This is a genomic window from Streptomyces roseirectus (assembly GCF_014489635.1).
GTDB classification, from domain to species: domain Bacteria; phylum Actinomycetota; class Actinomycetes; order Streptomycetales; family Streptomycetaceae; genus Streptomyces; species Streptomyces roseirectus.
Genome location: NZ_CP060828.1, coordinates 7,835,946 through 7,854,930, shown reverse-complemented (window position 1 = coordinate 7,854,930; position 18,985 = coordinate 7,835,946). Strand labels below are relative to the sequence as shown.

General features: G+C 71.7%; 24 protein-coding genes. 8 read left to right on the top strand and 16 right to left on the bottom strand.

Annotation, left to right across the window (positions count from 1 at the left end; translation table 11 throughout):
- Positions 1–6 precede the first annotated feature (6 nt).
- Complete coding sequence (locus IAG44_RS33900) at positions 7–915, top strand: Gfo/Idh/MocA family protein (RefSeq protein ID WP_187750888.1); 909 nt, start codon at positions 7–9, stop codon at positions 913–915.
- Here IAG44_RS33900 and lnt read toward each other — a convergent pair.
- Both lnt and IAG44_RS33890 read right to left on the bottom strand, forming a co-directional pair.
- A complete protein-coding gene (gene lnt / locus IAG44_RS33895; protein ID WP_187750887.1) occupies positions 836–2,458 on the bottom strand; it encodes an apolipoprotein N-acyltransferase in 1,623 nt (540 codons plus the stop codon). The two genes, IAG44_RS33900 and lnt, sit on opposite strands and share 80 nt — an antisense overlap.
- Before the next feature lie 48 nt (positions 2,459–2,506).
- Positions 2,507–2,980, bottom strand: a complete 474-nt coding sequence (locus IAG44_RS33890) for a nuclear transport factor 2 family protein (RefSeq protein WP_187750886.1) — start codon at positions 2,978–2,980, stop codon at positions 2,507–2,509.
- A gap of 107 nt (positions 2,981–3,087) precedes the next feature.
- Between IAG44_RS33890 and IAG44_RS33885 the strand changes: the two genes are divergently transcribed.
- Both IAG44_RS33885 and IAG44_RS33880 read left to right on the top strand, forming a co-directional pair.
- Positions 3,088–3,732 carry a DUF4291 domain-containing protein gene (locus IAG44_RS33885; protein ID WP_187750885.1) on the top strand — a complete coding sequence of 215 codons (645 nt, stop codon included), beginning with the start codon at positions 3,088–3,090 and terminating at the stop codon, positions 3,730–3,732.
- A gap of 36 nt (positions 3,733–3,768) precedes the next feature.
- Complete coding sequence (locus IAG44_RS33880) at positions 3,769–4,509, top strand: SDR family NAD(P)-dependent oxidoreductase (RefSeq protein ID WP_187750884.1); 741 nt, start codon at positions 3,769–3,771, stop codon at positions 4,507–4,509.
- A 49-nt stretch (positions 4,510–4,558) separates the two neighbouring features.
- On the opposite strand, the gene IAG44_RS33875 is transcribed toward IAG44_RS33880, so the two are convergent.
- The 8 genes from IAG44_RS33875 to IAG44_RS33840 form a co-directional block, all read right to left on the bottom strand.
- On the bottom strand, positions 4,559–4,738 hold the full coding sequence (locus IAG44_RS33875) for a hypothetical protein (protein ID WP_187750883.1): 180 nt from the start codon (positions 4,736–4,738) through the stop codon (positions 4,559–4,561).
- A gap of 68 nt (positions 4,739–4,806) precedes the next feature.
- On the bottom strand, positions 4,807–5,292 hold the full coding sequence (locus tag IAG44_RS33870) for a hypothetical protein (RefSeq protein ID WP_187752957.1): 486 nt from the start codon (positions 5,290–5,292) through the stop codon (positions 4,807–4,809).
- Between the two features lie 525 nt (positions 5,293–5,817).
- Positions 5,818–6,507, bottom strand: coding sequence for a uracil-DNA glycosylase (ung, locus tag IAG44_RS33865; protein WP_187750882.1), 690 nt, complete (start codon positions 6,505–6,507; stop codon positions 5,818–5,820).
- 81 nt (positions 6,508–6,588) lie between these two features.
- Entirely contained in the window at positions 6,589–8,115 is a 1,527-nt protein-coding gene (locus IAG44_RS33860) for an ABC transporter substrate-binding protein (RefSeq protein ID WP_425508538.1), read from the bottom strand.
- Between the two features lie 265 nt (positions 8,116–8,380).
- The gene (locus tag IAG44_RS33855) at positions 8,381–9,139 is read right to left on the bottom strand and encodes an SDR family oxidoreductase (protein ID WP_187750880.1); all 759 of its coding nucleotides are present in this window, start codon (positions 9,137–9,139) and stop codon (positions 8,381–8,383) included.
- Positions 9,140–9,153: 14 nt separating this feature from the next.
- Positions 9,154–9,915, bottom strand: a complete 762-nt coding sequence (fabG, locus tag IAG44_RS33850; RefSeq protein ID WP_187750879.1) for a 3-oxoacyl-ACP reductase FabG — start codon at positions 9,913–9,915, stop codon at positions 9,154–9,156.
- Positions 9,916–10,063: 148 nt separating this feature from the next.
- The gene (locus tag IAG44_RS33845) at positions 10,064–10,483 is read right to left on the bottom strand and encodes a DUF3037 domain-containing protein (protein WP_187752956.1); all 420 of its coding nucleotides are present in this window, start codon (positions 10,481–10,483) and stop codon (positions 10,064–10,066) included.
- 17 nt (positions 10,484–10,500) lie between these two features.
- Positions 10,501–11,259 carry a HipA family kinase gene (locus IAG44_RS33840; RefSeq protein WP_187750878.1) on the bottom strand — a complete coding sequence of 253 codons (759 nt, stop codon included), beginning with the start codon at positions 11,257–11,259 and terminating at the stop codon, positions 10,501–10,503.
- 181 nt (positions 11,260–11,440) lie between these two features.
- Here IAG44_RS33840 and IAG44_RS33835 point away from each other — a divergent pair, with 181 nt between their 5' ends.
- Complete coding sequence (locus IAG44_RS33835) at positions 11,441–11,944, top strand: Rieske (2Fe-2S) protein (RefSeq protein WP_187750877.1); 504 nt, start codon at positions 11,441–11,443, stop codon at positions 11,942–11,944.
- Here the strand turns inward: IAG44_RS33835 and IAG44_RS33830 are convergent.
- A complete protein-coding gene (locus IAG44_RS33830; protein WP_187750876.1) occupies positions 11,931–12,551 on the bottom strand; it encodes a cysteine hydrolase family protein in 621 nt (206 codons plus the stop codon). The genes IAG44_RS33835 and IAG44_RS33830 overlap by 14 nt on opposite strands.
- A 202-nt stretch (positions 12,552–12,753) precedes the next feature.
- Here IAG44_RS33830 and IAG44_RS33825 point away from each other — a divergent pair, with 202 nt between their 5' ends.
- A complete protein-coding gene (locus IAG44_RS33825) occupies positions 12,754–13,218 on the top strand; it encodes a pyridoxamine 5'-phosphate oxidase family protein (RefSeq protein WP_187750875.1) in 465 nt (154 codons plus the stop codon).
- A 64-nt stretch (positions 13,219–13,282) separates the two neighbouring features.
- Here IAG44_RS33825 and IAG44_RS33820 read toward each other — a convergent pair whose 3' ends face one another.
- From IAG44_RS33820 to IAG44_RS33810, 3 genes are all read right to left on the bottom strand, one after another.
- A complete protein-coding gene (locus tag IAG44_RS33820) occupies positions 13,283–14,188 on the bottom strand; it encodes a DMT family transporter (protein ID WP_246562229.1) in 906 nt (301 codons plus the stop codon).
- A 216-nt stretch (positions 14,189–14,404) separates the two neighbouring features.
- Positions 14,405–15,376, bottom strand: coding sequence for an EamA family transporter (locus tag IAG44_RS33815; protein WP_187750873.1), 972 nt, complete (start codon positions 15,374–15,376; stop codon positions 14,405–14,407).
- Positions 15,377–15,433: 57 nt separating this feature from the next.
- Entirely contained in the window at positions 15,434–16,036 is a 603-nt protein-coding gene (locus IAG44_RS33810) for a Clp protease N-terminal domain-containing protein (RefSeq protein WP_425508484.1), read from the bottom strand.
- A 221-nt stretch (positions 16,037–16,257) separates the two neighbouring features.
- On the opposite strand from IAG44_RS33810, the gene IAG44_RS33805 reads away from it, so the two are divergent.
- Both IAG44_RS33805 and IAG44_RS33800 read left to right on the top strand, forming a co-directional pair.
- On the top strand, positions 16,258–16,437 hold the full coding sequence (locus tag IAG44_RS33805; protein WP_187752954.1) for a hypothetical protein: 180 nt from the start codon (positions 16,258–16,260) through the stop codon (positions 16,435–16,437).
- Between the two features lie 78 nt (positions 16,438–16,515).
- Positions 16,516–16,947, top strand: coding sequence for a type II toxin-antitoxin system Rv0910 family toxin (locus IAG44_RS33800; protein WP_187750872.1), 432 nt, complete (start codon positions 16,516–16,518; stop codon positions 16,945–16,947).
- 74 nt (positions 16,948–17,021) lie between these two features.
- Here the strand turns inward: IAG44_RS33800 and IAG44_RS33795 are convergent, their stop codons facing one another.
- Positions 17,022–17,609, bottom strand: coding sequence for a PadR family transcriptional regulator (locus IAG44_RS33795; protein ID WP_187750871.1), 588 nt, complete (start codon positions 17,607–17,609; stop codon positions 17,022–17,024).
- A 114-nt stretch (positions 17,610–17,723) separates the two neighbouring features.
- The gene (locus IAG44_RS33790) at positions 17,724–18,083 is read right to left on the bottom strand and encodes a hypothetical protein (protein WP_187750870.1); all 360 of its coding nucleotides are present in this window, start codon (positions 18,081–18,083) and stop codon (positions 17,724–17,726) included.
- Between the two features lie 287 nt (positions 18,084–18,370).
- Between IAG44_RS33790 and IAG44_RS33785 the strand changes: the two genes are divergently transcribed.
- Positions 18,371–18,931, top strand: a complete 561-nt coding sequence (locus tag IAG44_RS33785; RefSeq protein ID WP_187750869.1) for a dihydrofolate reductase family protein — start codon at positions 18,371–18,373, stop codon at positions 18,929–18,931.
- Positions 18,932–18,985: the final 54 nt, after the last annotated feature.

The window sequence follows — 18,985 nt, the reverse complement described above, 5'->3', positions numbered from 1 at the left end:
GCGCGCGTGAAGGTCGGCTGCATCGGACTCGGTGACATCGCGAGGAAGGCGTACCTGCCGGTGCTCGGCGCGCTGCCCGACGTCGATCTGCACCTGCACACCCGTACGCCCGCGACGCTGGACGAGGCCGCCGCGTCCCTGCGGCTGCCGCCGGGCCGCGCCCACCTCGGCCTCGACGACCTCCTCGCGCAGGGCCTGGACGCCGCGTTCGTGCACGCCCCCACCGCCGTCCACCCGGAGCTGGTGACGCGGCTGCTCGAAGCGGGCGTCCCGACGTACGTCGACAAGCCGCTGGCGTACGAACTCGCCGACTGCGTACGGCTGGTGGAGCTGGCGGAGGAGCGCGGCGTCTCGTTGGCCGTCGGCTTCAACCGGCGTCACGCGCCCGGGTACACGCAGTGCGCCGACCACCCGCGCGAGCTGATCCTGATGCAGAAGAACCGCATAGGGCTCCCGGAGGAGCCGCGCCGGATGGTGTACGACGATTTCATCCACGTCGTCGACACGCTGAGGTTCCTCGTGCCGGGCGAGATCGAGGACGTCACCGTGCGCGGGCGCCTCGACGACGGGCTGCTGCACCACGTCGTCCTCCAGCTCGCGGGCGACGGCTTCACCGCGCTCGGCGTGATGAACCGGCTCAGCGGGTCGAACGAGGAGGTCCTGGAGGTCTCCGGGCAGGACACGAAGCGGCAGGTCGTCAACCTCGCCGAGGTCATCGACCACAAGGGCCAGCCGAGCGTGCGACGGCGCGGCGACTGGGTCCCGGTGGCCCGCCAACGCGGCATCGAGCAGGCGGTGTTGACGTTCCTGGACGCCGTCCGCGCGGGCAAGACGCTCAGCGCACGGGACGCGCTGGCGACTCACGAACTGTGCGAGCGGGTCGTGCGCGAGGTGTCCGCCCCCGCAGGACGCTGACGGCGTACCCGGCGAGCGCGAGGAGCGCCGCGTACACCGCCCAGTCGCCGTAACGGTCGTACACGGTAAGGCTGTCGGAGAGCGGAACCTCGTACACGGCCGTCCCGCTCACGCTGGTCCCGAGGGCCCGCCCGATACGCCGGCCGTCCGGGCCGTGGACGACGGAGTCGCCGGTGAGCGTCGCGTGGACGAACGTCCGGCCCGTCTCGGCGGCGCGCAGCGCGGCCAGCGAGGCGTGCTGCGCGGGGGCCCAGCTGTGCTGGAACGACGACGTCGAGGACTGGGCGACGAGGAGGTCGACGCCCTTGCGCGCGAGGTTGCGGCTCATGTCCGGGAACGCCGTCTCGAAGCAGATCATCGGGCCGAACCGCAGCTCCGGGCCCGCCTCCATCACGGTCTGCGCGGTGCCGCGCCGCCGGTCCTCGCCGGCCGCCTTCCCCACGGACGTCGCCCAGCCGAGCAGCGAACGCGCCGGGATGTACTCCCCGAACGGCACCAGCCGCATCTTGTCGTACCGGTCACCGGTCGGACCGTCCGGTCCGACCAGGATCGAGCTCTTGTAGATGCCGGGGCGGTCCGAGCGGCGCGCGTCCACGTTCACGAGCAGGTCGGCGCCGGTCGCCCCCGCGAGTGCCGCCAGGCGTTTCGCCAGGTCAGGGCGGTCCTTCAGGTCGTACCCGACACTGCTCTCCCCCCACACGATCAGATCCACGTCCTGCCCGACCAGCTCCCGGGTGAGCCGTTCCTCCCGCTCGAACCGGCGGTCGGGACCGTCGACGACACCGGCCTGGACGAGGGCGATGCGCGCGCGGCCGGTGGTCTCGGGGCGGGGGGCCGCCACAGAGACGGCCACGGTCAGGACTGCGAGGGCCAGGAGGGCAGCGAGAGCGAGAGGGCGGGGCGAGGGGGTGGGATCGACGGGGGTGAGGTCGTCGGACGTCCGGGAGGCTGAGGCTCGATCGGCGGAGGCACACGGCACGGAAGCCGCGACGAGCAGCGCGACGGCCGTGTTCACCGCCACGACGAGCAGCGTCAGCAGCCAGACACCCCCCACCGACGCGAGCCGCAGCGCCGGTCCCACCTCCCACTGGCTGGCCCCGAGCATGCCCCAGGGCCCACCGAGCCCCTGCCAGGAGCGGACGAGTTCGACGGCGAGCCAGCCGGAGGGCAGGACGACGAGGGCGACGGCGGCCTCTTTACGGCCGGGGCGCCTGTCGTACTCCCCGCCCAGCAACCGCCGCACCACCCACCCCCAAGGCGCCCACAACGCCCCCAGCAACCCCGCGATCACGAACGTGAACACGTTCAGGCTGGGCAGCAACCAGTGGTGCATCCCCAGCATGAACCCGAACCCCCCGGCCCACCCCTCGTACAGCGCCCGCCTCCCGCTCGGCGCGGTCCGCACGAGCAGCAGCCACGGCACCAGCGCCCCGTACGCCCACCACCAGAGCGAGGGCGCGGGAAAGGCGAGCACGGGCAGGGCACCGGCGAGCACCGCGAGTCCCGTACGGCGGCGAGGGGAGGCGAGCCAGTGGGTCGTCATGCGTCGCCTCCCTGTAGAGATGCCTCCAGTGTGCGGGGACGCCGCGATCTAGGACAGAGGACGCTCGGACAGCCTCCGCCATTTCTCCTCGACGACGACCTCGGTGAACCGCCACCCGTCGTACGTCCGCACGAGTCCGAACGCGTACCTCCCCCCGGCGACGAAGTCGGGCACTCCCCCGGCCGCTTCACCCTTCGCGAACCGCATCGGGTTGACGTAGTCCGCCTCCACCCGCGCCGTGTCCCCGAGATCCTGCTCCAACTGCCCGAACCTGAGGCGTCTGTTGACGATCAGGTGCTGCCGCATCCCGAACAACGTCAGGCTCTCGGCGAGCCATCCGGCCACCTCCGCCGCTCTTCCCTCGATCCCCCCGGCCGACCGGTAGTCGGCCCGCCCCTCCGGTACGAACAGCCCTTCGTACGACGCCCATTCGGCGTCGTCCACCGCCCTCGCATAGTCGGTGATCAGCTCGTCGACGGCCAACCGGTCCATCACGGCGGCGAGTTCCACACGCTGGGTCATGGCCCGAGTGTTGACGACCTTGCCCACCACGCCAAGAGGACCGCCCGCAACTGTCCCCGAGTCGATATTCACTGGCCCCCGGGCCCGGCGCCGAGCACCCTGAACCCATGCAGCACCCGAAACACCAGATCCGAGCCCGTCAGACCGCCTCCACCCTCACCGTCTACCAGGCGTACCGCCCGGCCCTCGGCCTCCCGGCCGCCCGCGACGGCCGCTTCCCGGCGGCCTGGAGCCGTGAGCGCATGACCTGGATCAAGCCGTCCTTCCTGTGGATGATGTACCGCTGCGGCTGGGCCGAGAAGGAGGGGCAGGAGACCGTCCTCGCGATCGAGATCACCCGCGAGGGCTTCGAGTGGGCCCTGCGCAACGCGTGCCTCTCCCATTACGTCCCCGCCCTCCACGCCGACCAGCCTTCCTGGAAACGGCAGTTGAGGCAGTCCCCGGCGCGTGTCCAGTGGGACCCCGAACGCAACCTCCGCCTCGCCCCGTTGCCCCACCGCTCCCTCCAACTCGGCCTCTCCGGCGAGGCGGTGCGCCGTTACGCGGACGAGTGGATCGTCGGCATCCAGGACGTCACCGGCCTGGCGAAGGAGGTCCACTCGCACGTACGGGCGGGCCGACTCGACGCGGCGACGGCCCTGTTGCCGGACGAGCGGCCGTACGACGTCGACGACGAGGTGCTGGCCCACCTGCGCGCGCCGAACGAACGACCGCATGCGGGCGAGGGCGCGCCGTCCGCGCCCGCCGCTTAGGGTGATCGTCGCTGTCGTACTGCCGGAGGTTCGTCGATGTCGTCGTGGGTCACTGTCGTCACAGGTGGGAGCAGGGGGATCGGGGCGGCGATCTGCCGTCGGCTGGGTGCCGAGGGGCACGGGGTGGTGATCGGGTACATGCGGGACGCGGACGCGGCGGAGAAGGTGGCCGAGGATGTGCGGGAGGCCGGGGGCCGGGCCGTCACCGTGCGGGGGGACACGTCCGTCGAGGCCGATGTGGAGCGGCTGTTCGAGGTCGCCGAGGGTGAACTCGGGCCGGTGACGGGGCTGGTGAACAACGCGGGGGTGACCGGCCCGCTGGGCTCGCTCGCGGACGCCGCGACCGCCGATCTGCGACGCGTCGTGGACGTCAACCTCCTTGGCGTGCTGCTGTGTTCACGCCGGGCCGCGCAGTTGATGGCGCCGCGCGGCGCCGGGGCCGTCGTCAACGTGTCGTCCGCCGCCGCGACCCTCGGCAGCCCCGGTGACTACGTCCACTACGCCGCGACCAAGGCGGCCGTCGACGCGCTGACCGTCGGGCTGGCCAAGGAGCTGGGGCCGTCCGGGATCCGGGTCAACGCCGTCGCGCCGGGGATGATCGACACGGAGATGCACGCGGCGATGGGCGATCCCGGGCGGGCGCATCGCGCGGCGGCCGGGATTCCGCTGCGGCGGCCGGGGCGGGCCGAGGAGATCGCGGGGGCGGTGGCCTGGCTGCTGTCGGAGGAGGCGGGGTACGCGACGGGGGCGGTGCTACGGGTGGCGGGCGGCAGGTGAGGCCGTGCACCCACGCCAGGGAAGACAGACCTCACGCCCCCTCCGCTCTTCAAGCCGCCTCGACGACCTCGCCCCGTATCGCCTCGGCCCACTCCACCACCAACAGCTCATACTCCGCACGCTCGTTCGCGGACAGCGAGCCGCCCGCGCGCAGCCACAACGACCTGATCCGCTCGTTCAACTCGGCTGCGGACCGCACGGAACCAGGGGCACCAGGATCGGGGGACATGCGGACAAGCCTAGGGGCAAGCGCTGACAGTCCGCTACCGCTCGGCTACCCGATCCATATGGAGTTGGTCACGACCCCCAGGGCCCCCACGGCCCCCAGGACTCCCCTTCCCCCTCCCCCAACCGGACCGCAAGCCGCTCGATCGCCTCACGCACACCGGCGCTGTACCCGTCCTCCCCGAGGCCCCGCGCCGCGACCCGGGCCGCCCGCAGATGTGTACGGGCCGCGTCGGGCCGCCCCAGCTTCTCGTAGTCGGCGGCGAGATTGAGATGCAGCGAGGGATAGAGGGACCGGACGTCCCCCGGACTCTCCTCGGCGGCCGTCAACGCCCGCAGATCCCAGGCGAGTTCATCGGACGGATCGTCCTGCGTATCGGCCAGATAATGCGCGAGGGTGCACCGATGGACCACCGCCCCGTCCTCCCCCACCTCAGCCCACAACGCCAGCAGCCGGTCCCGCGCCTCTTCCCGGTCACCCCCGCGATGCAGCATCACGACCTGCCCGATCCGCGTCGACAACGCGTCCGACACCGCCTGCTCCCGCCGCTCCACCACCGCACCCTCCAGACCCGAATCAGCCATCCCTCCCCCCGAACCTAACCGCCCCCACCGAAGATCCCGGTCAGGCGACACCGACCGACCCCGACAAGCCACCCACCACCAGAGGCAACCCACCCCACCCCGACGCAGGGAGCGGGCGCCCCCGACGAGCACCCGGCACGCAGAGGGCAGCGCCCTGGCACAAGGGCGAGCCCCTGATGCGGGGAGAGCGGGTCGGCCCCAACGAAAACCCGGCACGGAGCCGCCCCCACAACCAGCCCGACGCCCAAGCAAACCCCCTGGAGCCGCCCGGCACGCAGAGGGCAGCGCCCGGCACCAAGGCCGGCCCGCGGCGCAGAGAGCGGGCCGACCCCACAAGCCGTCCCGCCCCCAGCCCCGTCCACCGCGCGACCGCCCGCCCCAGCCCTCCCGGGCGGAGAGCACCCCCAGACCACCGGCCCCCGCCCTCAACCCGCGCGGCGAACCACCCCCGCCGGTCCCGCCCTCAGCCGAGCCCCCGTCCCCGCCCCCTCGAAACCCTCAGCTCCCCAGATTCGGAATGGTCCAGTCGATGGCCGTGTGCCCCTGCGCGGCCACAGCCTCGTTGATCTGGGTGAACGGCCGGGATCCGAAGAAGCCCCCCTTGGCGGAGAGCGGCGAGGGATGGACCCCTTGGACCACGACATGGCGGGCCTCGTCGATGAGACGCGCCTTCTTCTGGGCGTAGGCCCCCCACAGCACGAACACGGCGGGATCGGGCCGGGAGGCCACCGCGCGGATCACCGCGTCGGTGAACTTCTCCCACCCCTTGTTCTTGTGGGAGTTGGCCTCACCGCCACGGACGGTGAGGACGGCGTTGAGGAGGAGCACCCCCTGCTGGGCCCAGGGCATGAGGTACCCGTTGTCCGGGATCGGCAGCCCCAGCTCGGAGTTCAGCTCTTTGTAGATGTTCCGCAGGGACGGCGGGATCCGCACCCCGGGCCGGACGGAGAAGCAGAGCCCGTGCCCCTGCCCCTCCCCGTGGTAGGGGTCCTGACCGAGGATCAGGACCTTGACCTGGTCGTACGGCGTGGCGTCGAGCGCGGCGAAGACCTCCTCGCGGGGCGGATAGACGGGCCCCTTCTCCCGCTCGGCCTCGACGAACTCGGTCAGCTCCTTGAAGTAGGGCTGCTGCAGCTCGTCCCCCAGGACCCCGCGCCAGGACTCGGGCAGCATGGCGGTGTCGGTCACGTCAACGTCCTTCGGTCGTGCGGTGTCTTCCTGTCTCCAGAACCTACCGCCGCCCACTGACAACCGCCCCCACCCCTCCGCTCACCAGCTCGTCTTGCGCGACAGCTCCCACATCATCATGATCGTCGCCGGGTCCAGCGACCGCTCCCCGCCCGCGATGTCCTCGTCGGCCGCGAGGTACTGCTTGCCCTGCCACAGCGGCAGCAGCCGCACGTCCTCGACGAGGAGCCGCTGCGCCTCCTGGAAGTCCTTGACGACCTCGGCCCGGTCGCTCTGCTCTCGCGAGCGCGGCAGCAGCACATCGGTGATCCGCTTGACGTCGTACGGCGTCCCGAGAGCGTTGCGCTGCCCCACGAACGGCGCGATGAAGTTGTCGGGGTCGGGGAAGTCCGGCTGCCAGCCGCGCCCGAACACCGGGTACTCGCCCTTCTCGTAGCCGACGACGTACGTGTTCCAGGGCCGGCTCTTGAGGGTGACCCGGAACAGCCCGGACCCGTCCAACTGGGCCTTGATCTCCTTGAATTCGAGCCCGGTGTCGGAGCCGTAGCGGTCGGTGGTGTACCAGAGGGTGAGCGGCACGGGCGTGCTGACGTCGGCCTCGTCGAGGATCTTCTTCGCCTTGCCGGGGTCGGGTTCGCCGAAGACGTCGAAGTAGGGCGTGGTGTGCCCGGTGAACCCCTGCGGGACCATGGAGTACAGCGGTTCGACGGTGTCCTGGTACACCTTGTGGGCGATGGCCGCGCGGTCGATGGTCTGGGCGACGGCCTTGCGGACGGCGATGTCGTTCGCGGCCGGGTCCTTGGGGTTGAAGACGAGGTAGTTGATGGCGCTGCCCGCGCCCTCGTGCAGTTCGAGTCCCTTGTTCTCGTCGTTCTTCGTCTCCAGCGAGACGACGTCGTCGGCGGCGAGCCCCTGGTAGGTGATGTCGATCCGGCCCTCGCGCAGCGACTTGACCATGGCGGCCGAGTCCTGGAAGTAGCGGATGGTCACGGCGTCGTTCTTGCGGTCGGCGAGCCCCTTGTAGGAGGAGTTGCGCACGAGGACGGCCTCTTCGCCCTGCGCGTAGGAGTCGAGCCGGTAGGGTCCGGAGCCGATGACCCGGGTGTCCTTGCGCAGCGAGTTGGCGGGGTAGTCGACGGGCGGGACGAGGGAGAGCGCGGGGGTCGCGAGGACGAACGGGAAGGTCGCGTCGGGCTTGTTGAGCCGGAAGACGACCTCCTTGTCCCCGCTGGTCTCGACCTTGTCGAGGCTGCCGAGGAGCCCGGCGGGGCCGGTCTGGACGCCGATCGCGCGGATCCGGTCGACGGAGTGCTTGACGGCCTCGGCGTCCAGCTTCGCGCCGTTGGAGAACTTCAGCCCGTCCTTCAGCTCGCAGCGGTAGGTGCGGTGATCGGCGCTGAAGGCGCAGCTCCTGGCGGCGTCCGGCTCGGGCGCGGTCGCCCCGTTCGGGTAGGCGAGGAGCGTCTGGTAGACGTTGCGGAACAGCTCCCAGGAACCGTCCCAGGATCCGGCGGGGTCGAGTGTGCTGGGCGCGCTGGTGGTGCCCACGACGATGGGGCCCTGGTCACCGGATCCGCTGTCGGAGAGGTAACCGCAGCCCGCGACCATCCCGAGGGAGGCGATCGCCGCCACACCCCGCAGGCTTCTCTTCTTGAACACGCGCACGCTCCTCGATCAGCCGTACCAAGGGGGGTTGGCGCGAGACCCTACCGCAGAGCGGCGCATGATGAACCGGTTCCTCGTACACCTATTCACTCGGGGATCAGAGCGGGAACCGGAGGCAACGGCGAAGGCGCCGCCCCCGTGACCAGGAGCGGCGCCTTCAGTGGACCGACTGCCGTGCCCTCGAACCTTCTTGAGAGCCCGGCCGGACTCATCCCCCCACAGCGGCGTTCAGGAAGATCCCGCCGTCCACCACGAGCGTCTGCCCGGTGATCCAGTCCGACTGGTCGGACGTCAGGAAGGCGGCCGTCCCCCCGATGTCGGACGGCACCCCGAGGCGGCCCAGCGGGTACGCGGCGGCGGCCTCCGCCTCGCGCCCCTCGTACAGGGCCTCGGCGAACTTGGTCTTCACGACGGCCGGCGCGATCGCGTTGACCCGCACCCGGGGCGCGAACTCGTGCGCGAGCTGCTGGGTGAGGTTGATCATCGCGGCCTTGCTCATGCCGTACGCGGCGATGAACGGCGAGGGCGAGATCCCGGACACGGAGGCGATGTTGACGATCGCGCCGCCGTTGTCCTTCTGCCAGGCGTGCCAGGTCTTCTGCGCGAAGCCCAGCGCGGAGATCACGTTGGTCTCGTAGACCTTGCGCGCGACGTTCAGGTCGAGGTCGGCGAGCGGCCCGAACACCGGGTTGGTACCGGCGTTGTTGACGAGGTGGTCGATGCGCCCGAACGCCTCCATCGCGCGCTCGACGACCTCGCTCTGGTGGTCGAGGTCGTGCGCCTTGCCGGCGACGGCGAGCACCCGGTCGGCGCCCAGTTTCTCGGCGGCCTCCTTCAGGGCGTCCTCGTTGCGGCCGGTGATGACGACACGGTCACCGCGCGCGACGAACGCCTCGGCGATGCCGTACCCGATGCCTCGGCTGGCGCCCGTGACGAGCGCGACCTTGCCGGAGAGTTCCACAGTCATGGCTTCGGTGCTTCCTAGTCGAGCGGGCCGCCGGCGACGTACAGGACCTGGCCGGAGACGAATCCGGCCGCCTCGCCGGTGAAGAACGCGATGGCGTTGGCGATGTCTTCCGGCTCACCCACCCGCTGGACGGGGATCTGGGTGGCGGCGGCCTTCTTGAACTCGTCGAAGTCCATCTTGACGCGGTCGGCGGTGGCCTTGGTCATCTCGGTGGCGATGAAGCCGGGGGCGACGGCGTTGGCGGTGATGCCGAACTTGCCCAGTTCGATGGCGAGGGTCTTGGTGAAGCCCTGCAACCCGGCCTTGGCGGCGGAGTAGTTGGCCTGGCCGCGGTTGCCGAGCGCCGAGGAGGAGGAGAGGTTGACGATCCGGCCGAACCCGGCGTCGACCATGTGCTTCTGCACCGCGCGCGTCATCAGGAACGAGCCGCGCAGGTGGACGTTCAGGACGGTGTCCCAGTCGGACACGCTCATCTTGAACAGCAGGTTGTCGCGGAGCACGCCCGCGTTGTTGACGAGGATCGTCGGGGCGCCGAGTTCGGCGGCCACGCGCGCGACGGCGGCCTCGACCTGCGCCTCGTCGGAGACGTCCGCGCCGACGGCGATCGCCCTGCCGCCGGCCGCGGTGATCTGCTCGACGGTGTCCTTGCAGGCGGTCTCGTCCAGGTCGATCACGGCGACCGCGCGGCCCTCGGCGGCCAGCCGTACGGCGGTGGCGGCGCCGATCCCGCGCGCCGCGCCGGTGACGATCGCGACGCGCTGTTCAGTGGTGGACATGTGCTGCTTCTCCTCGCCCTTGAGAAAACTCGCCTTGAGAAAATCGCGGCTCTGAAATTCAGTGAGCAACCGCTTAGTACCTTCGCCACCCGTGACGCTAGAAGCCCTGGCACTCCGTGTCAACGGGACACCGGACGGGTGTGCCGGATCACCTCACCAGCAGATCCAGCAACCGCTCCGCCTCGGCCGCCGGATCCCCGGTCAGCCCGGTGTGCACGGGCCCCGGCTGCACGATGGTCGACCGGGGCGCGACGAGCCACCGGAACCGCCGCCCGGCATCGTCCCCGGCGCTCTGCCCGGCCGCCTCGCAGACCCGCTCCACGGCCCCCAGCGCCGCCTTGACGCCCTCGACGTCGACGCGCGGGTCCAGCGCCAGCAGCCGCGTCTCGTCGAGATGCGTCCGCGCGCCCACGTACCCCTTGGCGCGGCAGTACACGAGCACGCCCGCGTTGACGCACTCCCCGCGCTCCACGCGCGGGACGATCCGCAGCAGCGCGTACTCGTAGACGTCCCCGGCGGCGCCCTGCCCGGAGCGGGTGATGTGCCGCTCGGTGAGCTGTCCGGCCATGTGGGTGAGGTGCTCGGTCATGCGCTGATCCCCTTCACGCGCGTGTGGATGTCGGCCGCCCGCGCCAGCAGCGGTGCCGCGTACGCCCGTCGCAGGTCGTCCGGGTCGTCGAAGCCGGGTTCGCCGTCCAGCCAGGCGTCCGGGATCTCGGCGGTGACCTCGGCGAGGAGGTCGGCGGTGACCTGCGGGGCCAACTCCGCGGCGGCGCCCGCGAGGTCGGGGCCGAAGCTGATCAGCGCGTGGTCGCTCGCGTCGTACGGGCGGGCGGCGGAGGCTTCGGCGGCGGGCCAGTTGTGGTGCCAGATCATCGTCGCGCCGTGGTCGATGAGCCAGAGCTCGTCGCGGTGCACGAGCAGGTTGGGGTTGCGCCAGGACCGGTCGACGTTGTTGATCAGCGCGTCGAACCACACGATCCGGCCGGCCTCCTCGGCGTCCGCCTCGAACGCGAGCGGGTCGAAGCCGAGCGCGCCGGAGAGGAAGTCCATCCCGAGGTTGGTGCCGCCGCTGGCCCGGATCAGCTCCTGCACCTGCTGGTCGGGCTCGGCGAGCCCGAGGACCGGGTCGAGCTGGACGGTGACCAGGCGCGGCATCCTGAACCCCAGCCGCCGGGCGAGTTCGCCGCAGACCACCTCGGCGACCAGCGTCTTGCGGCCCTGCCCCGCGCCGGTGAACTTCAGGACGTACGTCCCGAAGTCGTCGGCCTCGACCAGTCCGGGCAGCGAACCGCCTTCCCGCAGGGGCGTGATGTAGCGGGTGGCGGTGACGTCCTTGAGCATCCGCCCAGGTTACCGAGGGCGGGCCGACAGCTCGACGACAGCTCTGGCTTACGCCCGCCCGACCGCGCACACGCGAGTATCGCGGCACGTCCGGATCGCGGGCCGCGCTGAACGGTTCGCGGCCGTGAACCGTACCTCCGGGCGGATCCCGAGAAACCACCCCCCGAAGGGAAGCGTCAGCATGACCAGCGCACCGCTGAATTCCGTGTCAGGCCCCGCCCGTCGTGCCGTCGTGACGGCGGCCGGAGCGGCGGGCCTCGCCGTCGCGCTCACCGCGTGCGGCAGCTCCGACGACGACTCGTCGGCGGCGACCGGCTCGAACGGCAGCGGCACCACCGGCTCGACCGGCTCCTCCCCCTCGACGGCCTCCGGTGGCACGACCGGTGGCGCGGCGGGCGGCAACGCCCTCGCCGCGACCGCCGACATCCCCGAGGGCGGCGGCAAGGTCTTCGAGTCGCAGAAGGTCGTCGTCACCCAGCCGACGGCCGGCACCTACAAGGCGTTCTCGGCCGTCTGCACCCACCAGGGCTGCGCGGTCAAGTCCGTCGCGGACGGCGTCATCAACTGCCCCTGCCACCAGAGCAACTTCTCCATCGAGGACGGCAGCGTGAAGAGCGGTCCGGCGAAGAAGCCGCTGCCGGCCGTGAACATCACGGTGACCGGCGACAGCATCACCCTGGCGTAGCAGGGGAGTTCCACCCCGCCAGCACCTCGTCCGTGGTCGCGACCGTGGCGACCAAGCCGAGGCTGTGGCGGACCATCGCGGGGGTGTACTCGGCCGGCACCCCCGCGATCGCGTCCGACGCGACGACGACCGTGTAGCCCAGGTTGACCGCGTCGAACACCGAGTTGGGGATCGCGACGTTCGCCGACACCCCGACGACGACCAGCGTCCGGCATCCCAGGTTCCGCAGCAGCGCGTCGAGTTCGGTGCCGTGCAGCGGCGACAGGCCGTGCAGTCGGCGGACGACGATGTCGCGGGCGGCCACCTCGATCGGGGCGGCGACCCGCACCGCGCGCGAACCGGCGAGCTGCTGGACGGGCAGCCGCTCGGCGGCCCGGAACAGCCGGGCGTTACGGCTGGCCCCCTTGCCGTCCGGGCGGCGTTCGGCGATCGCGTGGACGACCTGGACGCCGGCCGCGTGGGCCGCGCCGACGAGCCGGGCGACGTTCGCCAGCGCCCCCGACTCCCTTGCCTCGGCGGCGAGTTGCGGCAGGGCGGCGTCCGCGCCCACCACGCCCTCCTGGCACTCCACCGTGAGCAGAACCGTCTTCTCGGCGTCGAGAACCACATCTCCCCCTGGTTTCCGGGACTGGCTTCCGGGGACCGGCTTCCGGAACGCCCGCGAGGGTAGCCGCCATTGCGTCGGCCAGGAAGGCGGCCCATCCTGTTTTCTGACGCCCCGTCAGAGGATCTTTCGGCGTCCTGTGAGACATCCGAGCGGGGCCGGACGTAAAGGAAAGTCGGAACAAGCCAACAGAAGAGGGGGACGCATGACTGTCACTCAGCGCCGGGGCCGCAGGATCATGATGACGCCCGGGGAACTGGACGAGTTCCTCGACACCCAGCGCACCTGCCGGGTCGCCACGGTCTCGGCCGACGGCACGCCCCACGTCAGCGCCCTGTGGTTCCTCTGGGACGGGACCTCGCTGTGGCTCTACTCCGTCGTCCGCAGCAAACGCTGGACCGACCTGCGCCGCGACCCCCGCGTGGCCGTCGTCGTCGACACCGGCGAGGAGTACGACCAGCTCCGCGGCGTCGAACTCTCCGGCACCGTCGACTTCGTCGGCGAGATCCCCCGCACCGGCGAACTGCGCGCCGAACTCGACGCCGTCGAGACCCGCTTCGCCCGCAAGAACTTCCACATGGACTCCATGCCCCACGACGGCCGCCACGCCTGGATCCGCCTCACCCCCCAGAAGGTGGTCTCCTGGGACTTCCGGAAACTGGGCCTCTGAGGGCGCGGGCGTCACACCCGGCGGGACGGACGCGGGGTGCGTCCCGCATCCGCCCCACCGGCTCCTACGCCCGCTCCCCCCGCGCCTCGGTCACCGCCAGCCCCGCGACCGACCCCAGCATCAGCACCGTCCCGATCACCGTCCCGGCCGTGACCCGCTCCCCGAGGACGACGACCGCCAAGGCCGCCGCGCCCACCGGTTCGAGGAGCATCACGACGGAGACGGTCGCCGAGCGCACGACGGCCGCGCCCGCGAAGTACAGGGCATAGGCGAGGGCGGTGGGAACGGCCGCGATGTACCCCATGAGCCAGAGCACGCGCCCGAGTTCGGCGGTGTGCGGCAGCAGTCCCTCGCCGGCGGCGAACGGCAGGAGGCACAGCGAGGTCACCGCGAAGGCGCCGACGGTCGTGCCGGAGGCGTCCTCGGGGCTCCCCCAGCGCCGGGTGACCAGCGTCATCACGCAGTACCCGGCGGCGGACAGCAGCCCGAGCAGCACGCCCCAGGGCCGTACGGCACCGCCCCCGCCGTCGGCGAACAGCACCCCGAGCCCGGCGAGCGCGCCGCTCACGGCGAGCAGCCCGGCACCCCCCAGCCGCTCGCCCAGCAGCAGCCGCGCGCCGAGCGCGATGAACACGGGCCCGGCGCCGAGGGTGACGACGGTCCCGACGGCGAGCCCGGTCGCGGAGACGGCCGCGAAGTACGCCGTCTGGAACACGGCCAGCGCGACCCCGCCGGCCACGGTCACCGCCCACCACCGAGCACCCCGCGCCCGGCGCGCGGCGGGCCGGGGGCGCAGCGCCCGCACGGCGAGCAGCAGCACGAGTCCGATCACGCACCGCCAGAACGACAGCGCCACCGCCCCCAGGTCACTGACCCGGAAGACCAGCGAGGCGGCGGCCCCGGCGGTGCCCCAGGCGATCCCGGCGACGATCAGGAAGAACAGCCCACGCCCGACGGGCGAGAAGGGCACAGCAAAACAAGACACGCGTTTCTCCGCAGAAGCGCACGAGGCGCGGCAGATTCGAAGCGGACCGCCCCGGGTTCACCGGGTCGCGGCCCATGGACTTCGTCTGCGGGCAACACCGTTCGGCCCGGCGGCCTCACAGGGCGCGTCGGGCGATTCTCTCCGGGGCCCGCCTCAGGCGGCCGGAGGCGGAAGAACGAGTGTCGAAGGCATGCCGGGACCCTATACGGCGGTCTCGCGCGCGGCCAAGCCCTGCTCGGGGAGCCCGCCCGCGACCGGTTCCCCAGCCGGCTTCGCGGGCGTCGCCGACTGCGCGACGAACGCCCCGAGCAGCACCACCGCGCCGCCCGCGAGCTGCGCGACACCCAGCCGCTCGCCGAGCAGCACCCACGCCAGCACGGTCGCGACGACCGCCTCCGAGCACGACACGACCGTCGCGACCTGCGGCGACAGCCGCCGCACCGAGACGACGCCGGTCGCGTACGCCAGCACCGTCGCGACCAGCACGATCCACCCGAGCAGCAGCCACCCCGGCACGCTGTCGCCGTCCATCTCGGCGGCGCGCCCGAGGACGGCCCAGTCGAGGTTCCAGGGCCGGGCGACGACCGTCAGCACGGCGGCGCCGACGAGGAGCCCGTAGGCGATGACGCCCAGCGGGTCGGGGGCGTCGTCCCCGGCGGCGCCCCGGTCGGACAGCACGAAGTAGCCGACCTGGCAGCAGGCCGCCCCGAGCGCGAGGAGCACCCCGAGGGCGTCGAACCGCATCCCGGCCCACGCCTCGACGACGCAGGCGAGCCCGCCGACGGCGAGCACCACCCCGACGACGGCCCGCCGGCTGACGGCCCGCCCCTGCACGAACCGCACCCACCCCAGCACGAGCGCGGGCGCCAGATATTCGAGGAGCAGGGCGACGCCGACGGGCAGCCGGGAGATGGACCCGAAGTAGAACGCCTGCACCCCGGCGACCCCGAGCAGCCCGAAGCCGAGCAGCAGTCCGGGCCGCCGTCGCACGAGTCCCCGGCACCGCCAGGCGACCGGCAGCATGACGAGCGCGGCGAGCCCCACCCGCAGCCAGACCACGTGCAGCGGCTCAAGTCCCCCTTCGATCAGGGGTTTCGCCGCGACCCCCGACCCTCCGAACGCGACGGCCGACACGACCGCCAGCCCCAGCCCGAGCCCATTCGCCTTTGCCACGCGGCCATGATGACACCGTCCGACAGCACCGTCACCCCGCCAAGCTCCTGTCCCACCCTATGAACACCCCCACGCGTCCCCGTCCCCCACCTCGCCCTTCTCCACCCGGTCCAGCAGCTCCCCCGCGTCCACCCCGGCCCGCGCCAGCACCTCCACGGCCCGCGACCCCGGATCCGCCAGCACCGCCGCCAGCAGATCGACCCCCTGCGCCGGCGCCACCCCCCGCCGCCGGGCCCGCTCCCGGGCCGCGCCCATCGCGACGGCGGCCAGCGGCGAGAACCCGTCGACGGTGACGACGGGCAGGGGGCCGGAACCCTCGCCGACAGGCAGCGCGCCGGAACCGCCGTCGACGACGGGCAGCGGGCCGGAGTCCTCGACACCGCCCTGCCAGCGCAGTCCGTAGCCGATGCTGCGCTGGACGAGATACCCGAGCACCCGCGCCACCCGGGCCCCCTCGCCGAAGGCACCGCGCACCTCGGGGTCGTACTCCAGCAGGGAGTGCAGCAGATGCGCGCTGTCGATCTGCCGGTCGGCCCCCCGCAGCGCCCGGCGCCGCGCACCGGCGACCGCCGCCGCCAGTTCCGCGCTGAACCCGGCGACGTCGTCCACGGTGAGCGGTACGGGTTCATGGACCGTCGGCCGGGAATTACGGGGCTGCACCCCCTCACCCCATCAGTGGGGGACACCTCGGGTCATCCCCGGCAGGAACCATCTTCGCCTCCCACACAGAGCGGACAACCCGGAGCGAAATCTCCTCCTTACGGAGGACATCACGGACGCCCCGCCCAGAGGGCGCGCGGAAGCCTCCGCACGCCCCACAGGCAACCACCGGCCGGGCCGGCACGTCACAGTAGTGAGAGAGGAGGTTCCGTTTCGTGACCGTGAGCTGGCTGGTCGCCCTCCCCGCGATCGACGACATGCAGTACGTGTACCGCGTCTACGCCCCCGAGGACGCCCTGCCCGCCGACCTCTTCTGGGCCGCCTGGCACTGCCACGACGAGGGCCCGCACCCGCGCGCGTGGGACGTGTTCGACGCGGCGGTGATCCGGCGTCTGCGGTGAACGGCCGCCCGTGTCTTGCAAGTTGAGGGCCCCGGGGCTACGTTCCGCGCACCCTGGCCGAATCGAAGAGGTGGTCGTATGGCCGAAGTGAGCGCCGAGGCGCGTATCGGGGCCCCGGCGGAGCGGATCTGGACCCGGCTGACGGACTGGCCGGCCTACGGCGAGTGGAACGCGACGCACACGGACTTCCCCCAGGGCGGCCCCGGTTCACTGGAGGTGGGCGCAACCTTCCAGGAGAACATGAAGCTCATGGGCTTCCCCGCCGAAGTCGAGTGGACCATCGACGAGTTGACGCCCGCCCGGTCGTTCACCATCACCGGCAAGGGCCCCATGGCCGTCGCCCTCCTCACCCGCTACACCCTCACCCCGGACGGCACCGACGCCACGACCGTCCGCATCGACGGCGAGTTCACCGGCGCGGCGGTCTCCCTCATGGCCGGCAAGCTGAAGGACTCGGCGACGGCGGCACTGAACGAGTCCCTGCGGAAGCTGGCGGCGCTGACGGCTTGAACGCCGGGCCGTCGCACCTTCCAGCGCCGGACACGGACAGGCGCCCCGCGGAAACCCACGGGGCGCCCGCCCACTCAGTCCTCGTCGGCGAGGATCAGATACAGCTTCTTCCGAGCATCGTTGACAACAGCCAGAGCCTTCTCACGCTGCTCCTTGTTCCCGGTCCGCCAGACCTGCCCGAACGCCTCGAACAGCCCGGATCCCGCCTGCCGGATCTCGTTCAGCGACTCCCAGTCGACGCCACGCGTGGCCTCTTCCCAGGGCGTCTCGGACACGTCCTCGGCGGCCGTCCGGCCGGCCTCGGTGAGGGAGAACAGCTTCTTGCCGCCCTCGCTCTCGCTGGCGATGAGCCCTTCGTCCTCCAGCATCTGAAGGGTCGGGTAGACGGACCCGGGACTCGGCTTCCAGGCCCCGCCACTGCGCTCGGCGATCTCCTGGATCATCTCGTACCCGTGCATCCCCCTCTCCTTCAGCAGCGCCAGGATCGAGGCCCGCACGTCCCCACGCCGAGCCCTCCCCCGAGGCCCACCACGCCCCCGTCCACCCCAGGGCCCACCCCCCGGCCCGAACCCGGGCCCCCCGGGCCCGAACGGCCCAAAGGCCGCCCGCCGCCCTTCAAACCCGCCCCCATGCCCTCGCTGCTCAAATCCATGCATCCGCATACCACTCACTCCATTCACGATCCAGATCGGCAACCCTCCATCAACCGATCACGACCCTTCAACGATATATCGGAACCGATCGCATGACAACCCCCGACCCAAAGCGGCTCCGCGTTACCGACGCCCCACGACCGCCGCCCCTTCCCCCGGACCACCCGTCATCTTCCGCAGCAGATCGAGGAAGCTCTCCCGAACCTGCCTGCCGCCCAAGGAGTTCGGGTCGACGGAACGCCGAAGGCAGACAGCACAGGTGACCGCGGCAGGCCCAAAACGAGACTCCTCAGCCAGCCCCCCGCCAGAAGCCACCAACCCCAGCCCCTGAACGATCGCCTCACTCAGAGGCCCCGTGGCAACAGCCTCCAGAATCTGGACGGCGCAGGCGTACTCAGCCGGGCTCGGCTTCCACTCCCCACTGTCGAACGCGACATGCAGATCACGCACCTGCGCCGCCAACCGCTCGATGTCGGCCCCCATGAGCCCCCACCTTCACACCGTCGCGGCTCGAATGGCCCGGCGACAAACACGTGCCGTGGCACAGCATCAGCTCCAGAATGGTCCGGCAGGACAGGCCCGCGCCATACAGACGCCGAACGAAAGCGACCCACTCAACACCGGCCCCGGTCCGTGCCACGAGATCACCGGCCGCCACCGCCGCCCCCGGCCTCGTCGAACACCTGCGCATCGGCCTGCCGACGCCCACCGATGAGTTCCGCCCCGCCCGGCGGTCCTACTCTCGAACCCCGGCATCAAGGAGGCCCGCCATGCGCACCGTGTTCTATTCGATGGGCGTCTCGCTCGACGGCTACATCGTCGGCCCGGACGGCGGCTTCGCGTGGACGGGCCCCGACGACGGTCTCTTCCGCTTCGCGATCGACCAGATCAGGGGCGTCGGCGTCCACCTGATGGGCCGGCGGCTGTACGAGACGATGCTGTACTGGGAGACCGACCGGGACCCGGACCCCGACGAGGCGACGCGGGAGTGGATCGCGCTGTGGCGGCCCCTGCCCAAGGTGGTGTTCTCGCGCACCCTCACGGCCGTGGAGGGCAACGCCCGCCTGGCGACCGGCACCGTCGCCGAGGAGATCGAGCGGCTGCGGGCCGAACCCGGCGAGGGTGCCATCGCGCTCGGCGGCGCGGACCTCGCCGCAGCGGCGGCCGAGGCGGACCTGATCGACGAGTACCGGCCCAAGATCCACCCCGTCCTGGTAGGCGGCGGCACCCCGTTCTACGCCCGGAACGAGCGCCAGGTGAACCTGGAACTCGTCGAGACCCGGACGTTCGTCTCGGGGGTCGTCTACCTGCGCCAGCGCGTCGTCCGCTGAACCGAGCTGAACCGGCCCGCACCGGTCAGGAATCGAGAAGCGCCCACCCCCACC